Origin of the sequence: Brevundimonas kwangchunensis, assembly GCF_039523815.1 — a bacterium.
Lineage (GTDB): Bacteria > Pseudomonadota > Alphaproteobacteria > Caulobacterales > Caulobacteraceae > Brevundimonas > Brevundimonas kwangchunensis.
The window spans coordinates 493,168-509,760 of sequence record NZ_BAAAGA010000002.1 but is presented as its reverse complement, the minus strand read 5'-3'; the positions used below and the strand labels follow the sequence as shown (position 1 = coordinate 509,760).

Below are 16,593 nucleotides of genomic sequence, written 5' to 3'. Positions count from 1 at the left end.
TGGTCAACGTGACCGATCGTGCCGATGTTGCAGTGCGGCTTGGTGCGTTCGAACTTTTCCTTGGCCATGGCCAAAACTCCTGTGGCCCGGGTCCGTCAGCGGAGGGGCGCGGTGCTGATCTCAAAAACCTGGAGCGGGTAGACGGAATCGAACCGACATATTCAGCTTGGAAGGCTGCTGTACTACCATTGTACTATACCCGCGCGGAGACTGCGTCGGACCTGATGGACCTCCGCAGCCGACCCGATATGGGGTCCGATCCCTCGTTTTGAAAGCGCGTGGTGGGGGAAGCAGGACTCGAACCTGCGAAGCTTACGCAGGGGATTTACAGTCCCCCCCCTTTGCCGCTCGGGACATTCCCCCAACGCGCTTTTCAAAACCGATGGACCATCGTGCCGGGCGCCTTTCGGTTCCCGCCGCGATAAAGCCTCTCGTGATCCGACGACGCCTGCTTTAGGAGGTGCGCCAGACCCGAAAGCCCTCAGGGCTCCAAATCGGAGGGCGTCTTATAGTGTCGAGAAATCCAGAACGCAACGACCGGAAATCGGGCAAGAAAACGGCCCCTTCCGTCAAGCCTGGCGGGCGTTTCGACGCCCCGCGAGGTCAGGACCGCGGCGGAAATAAAACCGGCGGCTGGAACCCCAATCCCCCCGCGAAGGGCTTCAGTGATTCCGCGCCCCGCCCGTCGCGCAATACGAAGGCCGATGCCGACAACTTCGTCTGGGGCCGCCACCCGGTGCTGGCGGCCCTGTCCAACCCGGCGCGCAAGGGCATGGGCCGGCTGATCGTCACCGCCGACCGCGCCGCCGAGATCGAGCGCGACCGCCTCGCCCCAAACGGCCACAAGGCGGAGGTCATGGATCCGCAGCAGATCGATCGCCTGCTCCCGGCCGGCGCGGTCCATCAGGGCTTCGCCTTCAAGGTCGCCCCGCTGGAAGGCGTCTCTCTGGAAGACATCGCCGAGGACGCGTCCGGCGTCATCGTCATGCTGGACCAGCTGACCGACCCGCAGAACGTCGGCGCCATCTTCCGCTCGGCCCTGGCATTCGGCGCCAAGGGCATCGTGGTGCAGGACCGGCACTCCCCCGCCCTCGCCGGCGCGCTCGCCAAGGCCTCCGCCGGCGCCACCGAACGCCTGCCCTGCGCCCGCGTCACCAATCTCAGCCGTGCGCTGGAGAAGCTGGCCGACATGGGCTGGCGCGCCGTGGGCCTCGACGGCTCCGCCGACCTGACGCTGGAACAGGCGCTGGACGCCTCGCCGACCGTTCTGGTCATGGGCTCCGAGGGCGATGGCGTGCGCCGTCTGGTGGCGGAACACTGCGAGGCCATGGCCAGGATCCCCATGCCCGGCGGCTTCGAAAGCCTGAACGTCTCCAACGCCGCCGCCATCGCCCTGTACGAGACTGTCCGCGCGCAAAGCCGCTAATTTCCTCCCCGTGCGAAGCATGGGGAGGTGGCGCGCCGCAAATATGCGGCGTGCCGGAGGGGGCGACGGCGCCAGCTGACATCTTCCCCGAAACATCTCCGACGGCGCCGCCCCCTCCGTCTCGCCGGCTGCGCCGTCGATCCACCTCCCCATCGCGACGCGACGGGGAGGACAAGGTGCTGACAGATTGACGCAGGTTCGGGGCGGGCCTAAGCGCCGGTTATGGAATTTCTCGCCTCTCCCGAACTCGCCTCCCAGGCCTCCGCGCTTGGCAAGGTGCTGATGATCGACCTGGTCCTCGCCGGCGACAATGCCGTCGCCGTGGGCCTCGCCGCCGCCGCCCTCGCGCCCGAACAGCGCAAGAAGGCCATCCTGATCGGCCTGATCGCCGCGGTGATCCTGCGCATCGGCTTCGCCCTGATCACCGTCCAGCTTCTGGCCATCATCGGCCTGCTGCTGGCGGGCGGCGTTCTGCTGCTGTGGGTCTGCTGGAAGATGTGGCGCGAGTTGCGCGAGCAGGCGACCCACGACCAGGCCGAGTCGACCGAGGAGATGGAAGCCGCCCTCGCCGCCCACCACGGCGGCGGCGCGACCCCTGAACAGCTGGGCATCAAGCGCAAGACCTTCGGCGCCGCCCTGCTGCAGATCATGATCGCCGACGTCACCATGTCGCTGGACAATGTTCTGGCCGTCGCCGGCGCGGCGCACGACCACCCGTGGATCATGGTCTTCGGCCTGATCCTGTCGATCGCCCTGATGGGCGTCGCCGCCACGTACATCGCCAAGCTGCTGAGCAAGCATCGCTGGATCGGCTACCTCGGCCTGATCGTCGTCCTCTATGTCGCCGTGCACATGATCTGGGACGGCTACCGCTCGGTCGTGGTCCGCACCGACAACGTCGACGCCCACAACCGCGCCGTCCCGGCCTTCATGGCCATCGGCCCGGAAGAGGTCGCCAAACACCTGAAGGGCGTCCGCAGCGAGGACAGACACATCCCCGCCGCCGGCCTCCCGAGCCAGCCCGGCGATACCCCGCCCCCGGTGACCATCCCCGCGACGCCCGCCCCGGCGCCCGCGCAATGAACGAAAGGCCCGGAGCGATCCGGGCCTTTTTCTTTATCGCGTCCGGAAGTAAGCCTCCCCCAGATGTCCGTTCGCACCGCAGTAGGGCCGCACGGCGCCATGCCCGCCCGGAGGAATCTCCTCGACCTTCAGATAGCCCCGGTCCAGCGACAGCCGGATCCGCCAGCCGTCGCCGCCGTCCAGGGTGATGACACGATCCCCGACCTGCCCCCGGCCCGAGACCTCGCAGAGCCAGCGGGCGTTGACCGGGTTGGCGGCGCTGATCTCCACCGACATCTGCCCCTTCTCCAGCGTCCGGATCTCGATCTGACTGGCCGCATTGCGCCAGACGCCCTGCATGTGCGTCGCCGGCCGGGTCTGGACGCGCTCCAGAAAGCCGATCCGGTCGTCCATCCGTTCGGCCAGTCCCGGAAAGTCGACGAAGCCGGGCCGCGTCCTGTTCTCGTGCCACTCGTCGCGCGCGCCCAGGAACCACCGCTGGTCCCGCGTCAGGGCCTCCCGCATCGCCGGGGTCATGGCCCGGCGCGCCTCGACGTAGCGCTCGGTCAGCGCGCGATCCATCCGCCCCAGCCGGTGATCGGCGCAGATCGCATGCTCGGTCGGGGTCGAGGCCCGGCGACAGTCGAACGACGGCTGGCTGACCTGTGGCCCGGCGGTCAGCGACAGGGCCAGTGCGAGGGTGGCGATCATCCGGGGCGTCTCCTGCGTGCGTCAGGGCAACGCCGGAAACGTCAAGGCGCTCCCGTCGGCGTTACTGCGCCCCGCCGAACCGCTCCGACCATTCGGCGACCTGCGTGTCCTCGATCTTGGCGAACAGCACGCCCTGAGCCGCCACCGCCTGACCGCGCGGCAGGGCGTTCAGGAAGTCGGCGTCGGCCGCGGGCCAGCTGAGGTCGGTCGCGCCGACCGAGGCGGCGACCTTCTCCGCCGACGACGGCATCACCGGCGCCGCCAGACGGGCGAACAGGGCGACCAGGTTCAGGCCGGTGCGCACGCCGACCGCCGCGCGATCCACGTCCGTCTTGAACGCGGTCCACGGCGCGGCTTCCTGCAGATACTCGTTGCCCAGCACCCAGATGGCGCGCAGGGCCACGCAGGCCTTGCGGAACTCCATGGCCTCGAACTGCGCCTCGGCCTCGGCGATCAGCGAGCGGATGTCCGCCTCCAGCTTCGCCTCCAGCGGCCCCGGCTCGCCGGCCTCCGGCACGACGCCCTCTAACTTCGACTCCGCGAACTTGACGATGCGGTTGACGAAATTGCCCAGCACATCGGCCAGGTCCTTGTTCACCGCCCCCTGGAACTGCTCCCAGGTGAAGGCCGCGTCCGAATGCTCCGGGCCATAGGCCGTCAAATACCAGCGCCAGTAGTCCGCCGGCAGCAGCTCCAGCGCCTGATCCATGAACACGCCGCGCTTCTGGCTGGTCGAGAATTTCCCGCCGTACCAGTTCAGCCAGTTGAAGGCCTTCAGCGTATCGACCGTCTTCCACGGCTCGCCCGAGCCGATGATCGTCGCCGGGAAGCTGACGGTGTGGAAGGCGACATTGTCCTTGCCCATGAACTGGACGTAGCGGACATCGTCGGCGCCCTCGTCCAGACGCCACCAGTCGCGCCACGTCCGGCCGGTGGCCTGCGCCCACTCCTCGGTCGCGCCGATGTATTCGATGGGCGCATCGAACCAGACGTAGAAGACCTTGCCCTCCATGCCCGGCCGCGGACCGCCGTCCGCCCCCACCACCGGCACGCCCCATTTCAGGTCGCGGGTGATGCCGCGGTCGATCAGGCCTTCGTCCAGATGCTTGTAGGCGATCGACTTCGCCAGCGTCTGCCAGTCGGTTTTCGACCCGATCCACTCGCGGATCGGCTGCTCCAGCTTCGTCTGCAGCAGGTACAGGTGACGAGTGTCGCGGACCTCGAGGTTCTTCGACCCAGACACCGACGAATACGGATCGATCAGGTCGGTCGGGTCCAGCAGGCGACCGCAGTTGTCGCACTGGTCTCCGCGCGCCCCGACGTGGCCGCAGTGCGGACAGGTGCCCTCGACATAGCGGTCCGGCAGGAAGCGGGCGTCGTCGACGGAATAGATCATCCGGTCGACCCGCTCCTCGATCAGGCCACGCTCCTCCAGCACCTTGGCGAAATGCTGGGTCAGGCGGCGGTTTGGCTCGCCCGAGGACCGGCCGAACCAGTCGTAGCTCAGACCGAACGCTTCGCCGGCCCTCTTCTGGATGTCGTGCTGCTCGTCGCAATAGGTGCGCACGTCTCGCCCGGCGGCGGCGGCGGCCAGTTCGGCCGGCGTCCCATGCTCGTCGGTGGCGCAGATGTAGAGCACCTCATGGCCCTGCCCGCGCTTGAACCGCGCATAGACGTCCGCCGGCAGCATCGAGCCCGCCAGATTCCCCAGATGCTTGATGCCGTTGATGTAGGGCAGCGCCGAGGTGATGAGGATGCGGGACATGGATTCCGGGTAGGGAGTGAGGATCAGGGATTGGTCTGGTTAGTGGCGAGTACGGTGCGATACCGCAACCCCACGCGCACCTAATCCCTGATCCCAGGTCCCTAATCCCTACGGAAGCCGCCTCGCCACCCGCAGGAACCGACCCGTCAGCAGGGCGCCCGACACCAGGCTGGCGATGATCACCGCCCAGACCAGACCGTCCACGCCCATCCGGTGCGCCAGCACCCAGCCGATCGGCATCATGATCAGCACATACGAGACGAAATGCATGATCGACGGCCACCAGACGTCGCCGGCCGCGCGGTTCGCCTGCGCCGCCACGACCTGGATTCCGTCCGCCACGAAGAACAGCGTCGCCAGCACCAGCGCCGGAGCCGCGATCGCGACCAGCGCCGGATCCAGCGTGTAGATCCGCACCAGCAGCTCGGATGTCGGCCAGATCACCAGCGCCACCACCAGCGCCAGCGCCGCGACCACGCCGATTCCGACCAGACCTGCGCGCATCACGCCCGCCCGGTCGCGCGCGCCATAGGCCCGGCCGACCAGCACTCCCGTCGCCGAGGACAGCCCCATCGGCAGCATGAAGACGATGGCGGACATGTTGATCACGATCGCCCAGCTGGCGGTCTCGTTGGCGCCCAGCAGGCCGGCGATCAGCGTCATGGCCGCGAAGCCGCCGACCTCGAAGAAGTTCGACGCCCCGGCGCCCACGCCCACCTTGACCTGCTCGCGCTCGGTCACCCGATCCCGCGCCGGCTTGACCCACAGGTTCCACGCCTTCGCCTCGGGCAGGCGCACGATGTAGATCACCAGGAACACCGCCAGCGCCAGACGCGCGCCGAACGTGGCCCAAGCCGAGGCGATCGCGCCGTCGAAGCCCAGCCCCGGCAGGTCCGGCACCAGCAGCAGGTTCAGCCCGATGTTCACCCCGTTGGCGACCCACATCGCCCACATGCCGGGCTTGGGCTTGGACAGACCCTCGAGAAAGAACTGCGCCGCCACCGACACCAGATAGAAGGGCATCGACAGGGCGAAGACGACCAGCGGGCCCGAGGCGCCTTCACCCAGCCCCTCGCCGAAATGTACCGACTGCATGACCCACGGGCCGAAGATCGACAGCGCCAGCATCGAGGCGATGCCGATCTGCAGGGCGTAGACCATGCCCCGGCGCAGCACCGCGCCGATCTCGCCGTGCCGCCCCTCGCCGCGCAGGCGGGCGGTCACGATCTGCACCCCCATCATCAGGCCCACGGCCGTGGTCAGCACCACCGACGAGGGCGCCCAGGCCAGCGAGTGATAGGCCAGTTCGCGCGACGCATAGTGGCCGACCACGATGGCGTCGGTCAGACCCATGGTCATGATGCCGATGCGCGCCAGCACGACCGGCCAGGCGAGGTTCAGCAATTCCTTCAGGGTGTCGCGGGTCTGGGTCGTCATCATGGGACGCCGGACAGGCCACGGCCGGAGTGGCGGGTCAACCGCTGTTTCCGGCGTGGAGACATAAGGGGAGCTTGAGCCTTCTCCCTCCCCCTCCCGGGCGGGAGGGAGAACGCTTGGCGCGCGTCCCCAACCGCCCTAAACCTCGCCCCATGCCGAAGCTGACCTCCGCCATCGACACCGGTTCCGCCGCCTTCAAGGCCCTGGACGCCCACAACCGCGCCCTGCGGGACGAACTTCATGCGAAGGTGGCCCTGGCCGCCCGCGGCGGATCGGACGCCAGCCGCGATCGCCACGTCGCCCGTGGCAAGCTGCTGCCCCGCGATCGGGTCGAACGCCTGCTGGACCCCGGCTCGCCCTTCCTGGAAGTCGGCCAACTGGCAGCCGGCGGCATGTACAATGACGAGGCGCCCGGCGCGGGCATGATCTGCGGCGTCGGCCGGGTCTCGGGCCGCGAGGTCATGATCGTCGCCAACGATCCGACGGTGAAGGGGGGCGCCTACTTCCCGATGACGGTGAAGAAGCACCTGCGGGCGCAGGAGATCGCCGTCGAGAACAACCTGCCCTGCGTCTATCTGGTCGACTCGGGCGGCGCGAACCTGCCGCACCAGGCCGAGGTCTTCCCGGATCGCGACCACTTCGGCCGCATCTTCTTCAACCAGGCCCGCATGTCGGCGAAGTCGATCCCGCAGATCGCCTGCGTCATGGGCTCCTGCACCGCCGGCGGCGCCTATGTCCCGGCCATGTCGGACGAGACCGTCATCGTCCGCAACCAGGGCACCATCTTCCTGGCTGGTCCGCCGCTGGTGAAGGCCGCCACCGGCGAGGTCATCTCCGCCGAGGAGCTGGGCGGCGCCGAGACCCACGGCCGCAAGTCGGGCGTCGTCGACCACGTCGCCGAGAATGACGAGCACGCTCTGGAGATCGTCCGCTCGATCGTCGCCAACCTGAACACGGTCAAGCGCGTCGACATGGACGTGCGCGAGCCCCGGGCCCCGGCGCTGGACCCGGAACAGCTGTACGGCATCATCCCCGACGACGTCCGCGCCCCCTACGACGTCCGCGAGGTCATCGCGCGCACCGTCGACGGCTCCGAGTTCGACGAGTTCAAGCGCGACTACGGCACGACCCTGGTTTGCGGCTTCGCCCGCATCTGGGGCTATCCGGTCGCCATCCTGGCCAACAACGGCGTCCTGTTCTCCGAAAGCGCGCTGAAGGGCGCCCACTTCATCGAACTGGCCTGCAAGCGGAAGATCCCGCTGGTCTTCCTGCAGAACATCTCCGGCTTCATGGTCGGCGGAAAGTACGAGGCCGAGGGCATCGCCAAGAACGGCGCCAAGCTGGTCACCGCCGTCGCCTCGGCCGAGGTGCCCAAGTTCACCGTCCTGATCGGCGGCAGCTTCGGCGCCGGCAACTACGGCATGTGCGGCCGGGCCTACTCCCCGCGCTTCCTCTTCACCTGGCCCAACAGCCGCATCTCGGTGATGGGCGGCGAACAGGCCGCCAGCGTGCTCGCCACCGTCCACCGCGACGCCGACAGCTGGACCCCGGAACAGGCCGAGGCCTTCAAGGCCCCGGTGCGCCAGAAGTATGAGGACGAGGGCAATCCATACTACGCCTCCGCCCGCCTCTGGGACGACGGCGTCATCGACCCCGTCCAGACCCGCGACGTCCTCGGCCTCGCCATCAGCGCCAGCCTCAACGCCCCGATCCCCGAGACGACCTTCGGCGTGTTCCGGATGTAGGAGTGAAAAGCGCTGGTGAGCGAGAGGTGAGCAAAGGCTGTCCGCACGCACAGGCGCGCCGCTCACTTCTCGCACACTAGCACTCATCACCCCAAACGCCCCCATCTGCGTTCTCTCTTCGAAGGAGCCCCCATGACCGACAAGAAGCAACCCGAAGACGCCCTCGACATCACCCCCGCCGAGGCGGCCGAGATCAACAGCATCGCCCATCCGCTGGTCTCCGACCCGGCGCCGGACGCCAATGACGATCTGGTCCAGATCGACGCCACCGCCGACGGCGTGGTCTTCGTCACCATCAACCGTCCGGCCAAGCGCAACGCCTTCGACGCCGCCACCATCGCGGCCCTGTACGAGGCGTTCGAGACCCTGCACGGCGCCGACAAGGTGCGCGTGGTCTTCATCCGTGGCGCCGGCGGCACGTTCAGCGCCGGGGCCGATCTGTCGTGGATGCGCGACGCCGCCGACTGGTCCGAGAGCGACAACCGCGACGACGCCATGGGTCTGGCCCGCATGCTCAAGGCCCTGCACGACGTCCCTGCCCTGACCTGCGCCATCGTCGAGGGCTCGGCCATGGGCGGCGGCGCCGGCATCGTGGCCGCCTGCGACATGGCCGTGGCGGTCGAGGGCAGCCGCTTCGCCTTCTCCGAGGTCAAGCTGGGCCTGATCCCGGCGACCATCGCCCCCTATGTCATCGAGGCCGTCGGCGCCCGCCGCGCACGTCAGCTGTTCCTGACCGCCAACATCTTCGACGCCGACTACGCCGCCCACGCCGGTCTGGTGGATCTGGTCCTGCCGGAGGGCTCGGTCGACGAGTTCATCTCCATGCTCAGCGACAGCCTCACCGCCAATGCGCCGGGCGCCATGGGCGACGCCAAGCGGTTGGTGAACGACATCGCCAACCACAAGCTGGACAACGGCCTCATCGAGGACACCGCCAAACGCATCGCCCGCGCCCGCATCTCCGCCGAAGGCCAGGAAGGCGTCCGCGCCTTCCTCGACAAGCGCAAGCCGTCCTGGACCCAGTAGGCGGCAGCGGAAGGTTCATCACGAAGGACACCAAGGGGCCACCAAGAGCACGAAGAGTGATGCGTGGCGGCGCGAAAGCGCCCTTCATTCATCGGGGCTGAAGCGCGCTCCGCCCTCTTGGTGTCCTTCGTGGATCCTTCGTGCCCTTGGTGATGAACCACCACATCCCGATCCCCAGCCGGTAACCCGATGACGCCAGCGCAAACCCGCGCTAGGACATCCCCATGTTCAAATCCGTCCTGGTCGCCAATCGCGGCGAGATTGCCTGCCGCGTCTTCCGCACCGCCCGCGCCATGGGCATCCGCACGATCGCGGTCTATTCCGAGGCCGACGCCGACGCCCTGCATGTGCGCGAGGCGGACGAGGCCGTCCTGATCGGCCCCGCTCCCGCCCGCGAGAGCTATCTGGTCGCCGAAAAGGTCCTGCAGGCCGCCAAGGACACGGGCGCCGAAGCCATCCACCCCGGCTATGGCTTCCTGTCCGAGAACGCCGACTTCGCCGAGGCCGTGGCCGCCGCCGGCATCGTCTGGATCGGGCCCAAGCCGGACTCGATCCGCGCCATGGGTCTGAAGGACGCCGCCAAGAAGCTGATGATCGAGGCCGGCGTGCCGGTCACCCCCGGCTATCAGGGCGAGGACCAGTCGACGGAGACCCTGACCGCCGAGGCCGCCCGCATCGGCTATCCGGTCCTGATCAAGGCCGTCGCCGGCGGCGGCGGCAAGGGCATGAAGCTGGTCGAGAAGGCGGAAGACTTCGCCGCCGGTCTCGCCTCGGCCCAGCGCGAGGGCCAGTCCTCCTTCGGCGACCCGCGCGTCCTGATCGAGAGCTACATCACCCGCCCACGCCACATCGAGGTGCAGGTCTTCGGCGACAGCCACGGCACGGTGGTCCATCTGAACGAGCGCGACTGCTCGCTTCAGCGCCGCCACCAGAAGGTCATCGAGGAGGCTCCGGCCCCCGGCATGGACCAGGCGACCCGCGACGCCGTCACCGCCGCCGCCGTCCGCGCCGCGAAAGCCGTGAACTATCAGGGCGCCGGCACCATCGAGTTCATCGCCGACGCCTCCGACGGCCTGAAGGCCGACCGCATCTGGTTCATGGAGATGAACACCCGGCTGCAGGTCGAACACCCGGTCACCGAGGCCATCACCGGCGTGGACCTCGTGGAATGGCAGTTCCGCGTCGCCGCCGGCGAGCCCATCCCGCTGAAACAGGACGAGATCGGCATCGACGGCTGGGCCATGGAAGCCCGCCTCTACGCCGAGGACCCCGCCAACGGCTTCCTGCCCAGCATCGGCAAGCTGGAGCACATCCGCCTGCCCGAGGACATCCGTGTCGACACCGGCGTGACCTGGGACAGCGAGGTCAGCCAGTTCTACGATCCGATGATCGCCAAGCTGATCGTCCACGCAGACACCCGCGAGGAAGCGGCCGCGAAACTGGCCGAGGCGTGCGGCGAGGTCGAGGTCTGGCCCGTCCGCGCCAACGCCGGCTTCCTGAAGCGCTGCCTCGAACACCCGCGCTTCGTCGCCGGCGACGTCGACACCGCCTTCATCGCCGCCGAGGAGGCCGTCCTGACCGCTTCTGCGCCCGCGCCCGAGGTGCAGGTCGCCGCCCTCGCGGTCCTCGCCTCGGACGCCCACCACGCCGAGGAATGGCAGCGCGGCGACCAGCGCCGCCGTTTCCAGGATCCCTGGTCGCCGACCGCCGGCGGCCTGTACGGCTTCCGCTCCAACGGCGGGACGCCTGCCACCCGGCGTGGCCGCCTGAACGGCGCCGTGATCGAGGGCCGCGCGACTCCTGGCGACCACGGCAGCTTCTGGACCGTCGATCTCGGTGAGAGCCGTGGCGAGGCGTACGTCCTCACCGGCGGCGTAACCCTGTTCGAGAACAACGTCCCCGGCCGTGAACTGGCCCGTGTGGTGGATGAGCCGGTCGTCTTCCTCGACGGCGAGGCATGGAGCTTCGAGCCGCTCGTCCACAGCGGCGGAGCAGGCGGCGACAGCGGGGCCTCCGACGGCTCCCTGCGCGCGCCCATGCCCGGCAAGATCGTCGCCGCCCCCGCCTCGCCCGGCGACGCCGTGGCCAAGGGTGCGACCATCGTTGTCCTCGAGGCCATGAAGATGGAACATGCGCTGACCGCGCCCTTCGACGGCGTGGTCGAGACAGTCGGCGTCCAGGTCGGCGAACAGGTCGGCGAAGGCACTGTCCTCGCCGTCGTCAAACCCTCCGGAGACGCCTGATGTCCTTCCTCGCCACCCTCGCCGCCGCCGCGACCCTCGCCGCGCCCCAGGCTGCCCCCGCAGCCATCACGCCCCAGGAAACCGCCGACCTGCAGTGCCTGGCCATGTCCATGGTCATCGGCGGCATGACCGAGGACGAAAGCGTCAAGACGGGCCTGATGGCCGCCTCGATGTTCTACCTGGGCCGTCTGGAGGGCCGGAACCCCGACATCGTCTGGCTGGACCGCCTCGGCCAGTACCTGCAGTCGGCCCAGACGGCCGAGCTGGAGGCCCAGAGCCAGCGCTGCGGGACCGAAATTTCCGAGTTCGGGGGCCGCATCCAGACCTGGAGCACTCGCATGGCCGCCGAAAACGCGCCGGCGGCGCCGGCCACCGGCAACTGATCCTCAGCCCAGCCCGACGCCGCCGATCGGGGTGGTGACCTGTGCATCGCTGAAGGTCACCACCAGCGGGAGGCCGCGATGGATCGCCGCCTTCACCTCCGGAACCTGCAGCGACGCCCGGTGCGCCGCCTCGTCGGTCCAGACCTCCGTGATCCAGATCGCATTGTCGTCGGCGGGGTCGTGGGCGACGATATAGCTGAGACAGCCGGGCATCTTTCCCAGACTTTCCAGCAGGATGGCGCTCAACACATCCCTCTGGCCCTCGACCGCCGTCATCTTGCCGATGAGACCGTACATCCCTGCGCATCCGTCTTCTGCGGGGCGGACCGGACGAGCCACGGGCGGCTGATCCTGCGGCAGCCTTCGCATTCGCTTCGCCGGAAACTTACCCTATATCCCGCCTTCCGTCTCCGCATGCCTGTGGAGCGGCGCAGGTTTCCCCGTCCATGCCTTTGAACCTCATCAAGCTTTGCGTCGGCGTGTCCGAGATCGAGACCCTCGAACGCAACGCCGCCCGCAGCGACTGGCGCCTCGTCCACACCCGCATGACGCCCAAGCGGGTGACCGAGCTCGAGGACGGCGGCTCCCTCTACTGGGTCATCAAGGGCTCGGTCGCCTGCCGGCAGGTCATCCTCGACATCAAGACCGTCGGCGAGGGCGCCGCCAGCCGCTGCGAGATCAAGCTGGCCCCCGAGGTGATCCGCACCGCCCCCCTCGCCCGCCGCCCCTTCCAGGGCTGGCGCTACCTCGACGGCAAGGACGCCCCCGCCGACCTGACGACCCTCGACCCCACCGACCTCCCCGACGACCTCGCGCGCGAACTGCGGGAGCTGGGAGCCTGGTGAAGTGGTCGGTGGTTAGTGATGAGTGGTTGGATGCGCCCGCGAGCGGCGCCGGCCAGAGCGCCGTTAACCACTAATCACTAACCACTAACCACTCCTGTGGCTAAGCTCTGACCATGCCCCCCCGTTCCGACCGCCTTGAAGACGCGCTGCACCGGATCTTCGAGGGCGGCCGTAACACGCCCGCCAGCTGGTTCGCCCTGACGGGGGGCGAGACCCTGTTCGCCGAGGGCGATGCGGCCGACACCCTGTATCTCGTCCGCTCGGGCCGTCTGGGCGTCTTCCGGCGCGAGCCCGGCGATCAGCCGCCCCAGTTCGTCGGCGTCATCCGTCCCGGAGAGCCGGCCGGCGAGATGGCCATGCTGGCCGGCAGCCCGCACACCGCCGACGTCGTGGCCCTGCGCGACTCCGAGGTGCTGGCCTTGCCTCGCGACGCCTTCTTCGAGGCTGCCCGCACCGAGCCGGACCTGATGGTCGAGCTGTCGCGCCTGATGATCCATCGCGCCCGCGAGCGGCGCACCGGCGGCAGCGAGCCCAGCGTCTTCGGCTTCCTCTCCGCCCGCCCCCGCCCGATCCGCGCCTTCGTCGAGCGCGTCGCCGCCGCCATCGAGGCGGACGGCTACAGCTGCCAGGTCATCGACCAGTCCGCCCTCTCCTCCGCCGCCGAATGGTTCAGCCGCGTGGAGGACAACCACGACTTCGTCCTCTACGTCGCCGAGATGGACGAGCCCGCTTGGGCCGCCCTGTGCGCCCGCCAGGTCGATCGGCTGTTCGTCGTCGGCCAGTGCCTGCTGGCCCCGCCCAACCGGCCCATGCCGCATTCCAGCGTGCTGGACGCCCAGCGCCGCACCGATCTGATCCTGCTGCGCGACCCGCGCATGGCCCGCCCGGCCAACACCGGCGTCTGGCTGGACGCCATCCAGCCCGGCCGCTGGTTCCAGGCCATGGAGGGTGATCAGGCCGACGCCGACCGCATCGCCCGCGTCATCACCGGTTCGGCCGTCGGCGTGGTCATGTCCGGCGGCGGCGCCCGCGCCTATTCCCACATCGGCGCCCTGCGCGCCCTGAAGGAGGCCGGCGTGCCCATCGATTTCGTCGGCGGCGCCTCCATGGGCGCGGTCGTCGCCGCCGGTCCCGCGCTCGGCTGGACGCTGGAAGAGCTGGAAGAGCGCATCACCCGCTCCTTCGTCGACAGCGACCCGCTCAGCGACATCACCTTCCCCATGCTGGCCATGACGCGCGCGAAGAAGGTCGAGGGCCTGCTGCAGGCCGCCTACGGTGACACCGATCTGGCCGACCTCGTCCGCCCCTTCTTCGCCGTCTCGACCAATCTGACCGCCGGCCGGATCGAGGTGCACCGCCGGGGCCTGATGCGCCGCGCGATGCGCGCCTCCATCGCCATTCCGGGCCTGCTGCCGCCCATCGTCATCGACCGGCAGGTGCTGGTGGACGGCGCGGTGCTGAACAACCTGCCGACCGAGACCATGCGCCAGATGACCTCGGGCCCGGTCATCGGGATCGACATGTCCCAGGCCCGCGGCGTGGATCCCGAGCTGATCCAGCACCCGCCGTCCCTCTGGCGCATGCTCGCCACCGGAGCCTGGCGTCGCGGCCCGCCCATCGTCTCCATCATGATGCGCGCCGCCACCCTGACGACCGACGCCGAGATCGAGCGCTCGCGCACCGTCAGCGACATCCTCGTGCAGCCCACGCCCGACGGCGTCGATATCCGCGACTGGAAGGCCTACGGTCCCGCCGTCGACGCCGGCTATCGCGCCATGAAGGCCGAGCTGGAGGCGCTGGACGGCCCCGTCACGGGCCTGCGCCGCCGCAGATCGGTCAACGACGCCGCGCCATCAGGAACTGACGCGGAAACGGCAGCAGGGTCACCCCGTCCGCCCGCTTCGGGAAAGCGCGCGAAAGCGCCGCGCCGAGGGCGGAAAGATACGCCGTCCGCATAGCCGGATCGTCCGCCAGCGCCGTCAGATGGGGCCGCAGCGCCGTCCCCTTCATCCACTCCAGCACCGCATCCTCGCCCGTCAGGGCGTGCAGATAGGTGGTGGACCAGACATCGACGTCGTCGCACGCCTCCGCCAGCACCCCGTAATAGGCCTCGGGCGACAGCAGGGCCTTGATCGTCTCCCGATCCGACAGCCGCTCCGCCCACGGCCCCTCGGCCGCCACGGCGCGCATCGTCCGGTGATGTAGCGTCTCCCACGCCAGCGGCATCTGCACGGCGATAACCCCGCCCGGCGCCAGCGCCCCGGTCAGCCGACGCAGCAGCCCCTCATGGTCCGGCAGCCACTGCAGCGAGGCATTGGCGAGTATCAGGTCCGCCGGCCGCTCCGGCGTCCAGCCGGCGATGTCGCCCTGTACCCACTCGATATCGGAGCCCAAAGCCTTCGCCTGCTCCAGCATCGAGGCGCTGCTATCCATCCCGTGGACATTCGCTTCCGGATGCCGCCGCTTCAGCAGCGCCGCATGCTGCCCCGTCCCGCACCCCAGATCCCAGATCTCCCGCGGCTCCAGATCGTCCGGCACGTGCACCAGCAGATCCAGCGCCGCCCGATCCCGCTGCGCCTCGAAACGATTGTACTGCGTGGGGTCCCAGAGGGGCCGTGTGCTGCTCATGGGAGCGAGCTTACGAGGGCGCGACGACCGGCGGTAGCCCGCTCCGTGCCGCGCGAAGCGCAGTCAGACCGAAGGTTCATCACGAAGGACACCAAGGAGGCACGAAGAGCACCAAGGGGGAGCAAGCAACCCGGTCCCGTGGTGTCCTTGGTGTTATCTTGGTGTCCTTCGTGATGAACCTCTCAAGGGCGTGCACACACCCCGAAACCCGGTTCTGGAAGGAAAAGGCGATCTGTGGACGATCGCATCCCGCGTGGACGGCGATGGTACAGCCTCTCAGGTTTGAACTGAGGACCTCCGGCTCCACAAACCGGCGCTCTAACCAACTGAGCTAAGGCTGCACATATCCGCGCGAGCGGCGTCTTTAGCCGCGTCGCTTCGGGGGATCAAGCGGGAAAGGGATCGGGGAAGAGGGATTAGGGATTAGCGGCTCTTTGGATCAGCGCACAGCGCCGCGCCGTCCACTCGGGAGCCCATCCCGCTCCCCTGATCCCCGATCTCTGATCCCCAAGCGGCGCAGCCGCTCACCATCCCCGGCTCTCGATATACTGTTCCAGCGCCGCGATGCGGGTCGAGTCCGAAGGGTGGGTCGAGGCGAACTCGGGGTTCGAGCCCTGCCGCTGGGCCTGCATCAGCCGCCACAGGGCGATCGATTCCCGCGGGGTGAAGCCGGCGCGCTGCATATAGTCGACGCCCAGCCGGTCGGCCTCCAGCTCATCCCGGCGCGAGAACGGCAGCAGCACGCCCAGTTGCGCGCCCAGCCCGCCGATGGCCCCGGCCGCCTGCGCATAGTCGCCGGCGGCGCCCTGCACCCCGCTCAGCACCAGCCCGGTCGCCGCGCTGGTCGAATAGCGCTCGGCGGCGTGGCGGGCGGTCACATGGCCGACCTCGTGGCCCAGCACGGCCGCCAGCTGGTCGTCGTTGCGCACGAGGCCCAGCAGGCCTGTGGTCACCCCGATCTTGCCGGACGGCAGGACGAAGGCGTTGGGACTCTCGTTGACGAAGACGGCGTATTCCCACCGCCGGTCGGTCAGGCCCGCGGCCTCGACGATCCGGTCGCCGACCCGCTTGATCCGGCCATTGGCGGCGGCGTCTGACGAGGTGCGCTGCGTCCGCAGCGTCTCGGCCCAGGCGGCGTCCGCCTGCTGGATCAGGGCGCTGTCGTCCACGATCAGGAACTGGTTGCGGCCCAGGCTCTCGTTGTAGGCGCAGGCCGACAGGGCGCACAGTGCGGCGCCGGCGGCGAGAATGGTGGTCAGTCTTTTCATGAGGGCCTCGTGTTCAGCGTCACCGTTGAAACGTCTGTTGGCCCCGGCGGCTGC

14 protein-coding genes, 3 tRNA genes and 1 pseudogene are annotated in these 16,593 nt (G+C 68.9%); 8 read left to right on the top strand and 10 right to left on the bottom strand.

The features are described from left to right. From ABDZ95_RS07530 to ABDZ95_RS07520, 3 genes are all read right to left on the bottom strand, one after another. On the bottom strand, positions 1 to 68 hold a 68-nt coding region (locus ABDZ95_RS07530), incomplete at its 3' end, for a hypothetical protein (RefSeq protein WP_343787503.1). 61 nt (positions 69 to 129) lie between these two features. After that, positions 130 to 203 (bottom strand) — tRNA-Gly (locus ABDZ95_RS07525). A gap of 76 nt (positions 204 to 279) precedes the next feature. Continuing rightward, positions 280 to 363: transfer RNA gene (locus ABDZ95_RS07520), tRNA-Tyr, on the bottom strand. Between the two features lie 148 nt (positions 364 to 511). Between ABDZ95_RS07520 and rlmB the strand changes: the two genes are divergently transcribed. Together rlmB and ABDZ95_RS07510 are read left to right on the top strand one after the other, a co-directional pair. Next, positions 512 to 1,426, top strand: coding sequence for a 23S rRNA (guanosine(2251)-2'-O)-methyltransferase RlmB (gene rlmB, locus ABDZ95_RS07515; protein WP_343792267.1), 915 nt, complete (start codon positions 512 to 514; stop codon positions 1,424 to 1,426). A gap of 222 nt (positions 1,427 to 1,648) precedes the next feature. Then, positions 1,649 to 2,509, top strand: a complete 861-nt coding sequence (locus tag ABDZ95_RS07510) for a TerC family protein (RefSeq protein WP_343792264.1) — start codon at positions 1,649 to 1,651, stop codon at positions 2,507 to 2,509. 33 nt (positions 2,510 to 2,542) lie between these two features. Here the strand turns inward: ABDZ95_RS07510 and ABDZ95_RS07505 are convergent, their stop codons facing one another. The 3 genes from ABDZ95_RS07505 to ABDZ95_RS07495 form a co-directional block, all read right to left on the bottom strand. After that, entirely contained in the window at positions 2,543 to 3,199 is a 657-nt protein-coding gene (locus ABDZ95_RS07505) for a lysozyme inhibitor LprI family protein (RefSeq protein ID WP_343792262.1), read from the bottom strand. A 61-nt stretch (positions 3,200 to 3,260) separates the two neighbouring features. Further along, a complete protein-coding gene (metG, locus tag ABDZ95_RS07500) occupies positions 3,261 to 4,964 on the bottom strand; it encodes a methionine--tRNA ligase (RefSeq protein ID WP_343792260.1) in 1,704 nt (567 codons plus the stop codon). A gap of 108 nt (positions 4,965 to 5,072) precedes the next feature. Beyond that, positions 5,073 to 6,404, bottom strand: a complete 1,332-nt coding sequence (locus ABDZ95_RS07495) for an MATE family efflux transporter (RefSeq protein WP_425542977.1) — start codon at positions 6,402 to 6,404, stop codon at positions 5,073 to 5,075. A gap of 149 nt (positions 6,405 to 6,553) precedes the next feature. Between ABDZ95_RS07495 and ABDZ95_RS07490 the strand changes: the two genes are divergently transcribed. The 4 genes from ABDZ95_RS07490 to ABDZ95_RS07475 all read left to right on the top strand — a co-directional run bounded on the left by ABDZ95_RS07490 (position 6,554) and on the right by ABDZ95_RS07475 (position 11,798). Next, positions 6,554 to 8,146 carry a carboxyl transferase domain-containing protein gene (locus ABDZ95_RS07490; RefSeq protein ID WP_343792255.1) on the top strand — a complete coding sequence of 531 codons (1,593 nt, stop codon included), beginning with the start codon at positions 6,554 to 6,556 and terminating at the stop codon, positions 8,144 to 8,146. Positions 8,147 to 8,278: 132 nt separating this feature from the next. Next, on the top strand, positions 8,279 to 9,172 hold the full coding sequence (locus tag ABDZ95_RS07485; RefSeq protein WP_343792253.1) for an enoyl-CoA hydratase-related protein: 894 nt from the start codon (positions 8,279 to 8,281) through the stop codon (positions 9,170 to 9,172). Positions 9,173 to 9,396: 224 nt separating this feature from the next. Further along, a complete protein-coding gene (locus tag ABDZ95_RS07480) occupies positions 9,397 to 11,415 on the top strand; it encodes an acetyl/propionyl/methylcrotonyl-CoA carboxylase subunit alpha (protein WP_343792251.1) in 2,019 nt (672 codons plus the stop codon). Beyond that, positions 11,415 to 11,798 (top strand): hypothetical protein, encoded by a 384-nt coding sequence (locus ABDZ95_RS07475; protein WP_343792249.1) that lies wholly within the window; start codon positions 11,415 to 11,417, stop codon positions 11,796 to 11,798. The genes ABDZ95_RS07480 and ABDZ95_RS07475 overlap by 1 nt, the downstream gene beginning before the upstream one ends. A 3-nt stretch (positions 11,799 to 11,801) precedes the next feature. On the opposite strand, the gene ABDZ95_RS07470 is transcribed toward ABDZ95_RS07475, so the two are convergent. Next, positions 11,802 to 12,095 carry a putative quinol monooxygenase gene (locus tag ABDZ95_RS07470; RefSeq protein ID WP_343792247.1) on the bottom strand — a complete coding sequence of 98 codons (294 nt, stop codon included), beginning with the start codon at positions 12,093 to 12,095 and terminating at the stop codon, positions 11,802 to 11,804. 149 nt (positions 12,096 to 12,244) lie between these two features. Here ABDZ95_RS07470 and ABDZ95_RS07465 point away from each other — a divergent pair, with 149 nt between their 5' ends. After that, positions 12,245 to 12,643: a DUF1489 family protein gene (locus tag ABDZ95_RS07465; protein WP_343792245.1), complete on the top strand. Its 399-nt coding sequence runs from the start codon at positions 12,245 to 12,247 to the stop codon at positions 12,641 to 12,643. A gap of 113 nt (positions 12,644 to 12,756) precedes the next feature. After that, the gene (locus ABDZ95_RS07460) at positions 12,757 to 14,601 is read left to right on the top strand and encodes a patatin-like phospholipase family protein (RefSeq protein ID WP_343792243.1); all 1,845 of its coding nucleotides are present in this window, start codon (positions 12,757 to 12,759) and stop codon (positions 14,599 to 14,601) included. Positions 14,602 to 14,854: 253 nt separating this feature from the next. Here the strand turns inward: ABDZ95_RS07460 and ABDZ95_RS07455 are convergent. From ABDZ95_RS07455 to ABDZ95_RS07445, 3 genes and pseudogenes are all read right to left on the bottom strand, one after another. After that, positions 14,855 to 15,271, bottom strand: a pseudogene (locus ABDZ95_RS07455) (methyltransferase domain-containing protein); the annotation flags it as partial. Between the two features lie 264 nt (positions 15,272 to 15,535). Then, positions 15,536 to 15,612, bottom strand: a tRNA-His gene (locus ABDZ95_RS07450). 183 nt (positions 15,613 to 15,795) lie between these two features. After that, entirely contained in the window at positions 15,796 to 16,539 is a 744-nt protein-coding gene (locus tag ABDZ95_RS07445) for a M48 family metallopeptidase (RefSeq protein WP_343792241.1), read from the bottom strand. Positions 16,540 to 16,593: the final 54 nt, after the last annotated feature.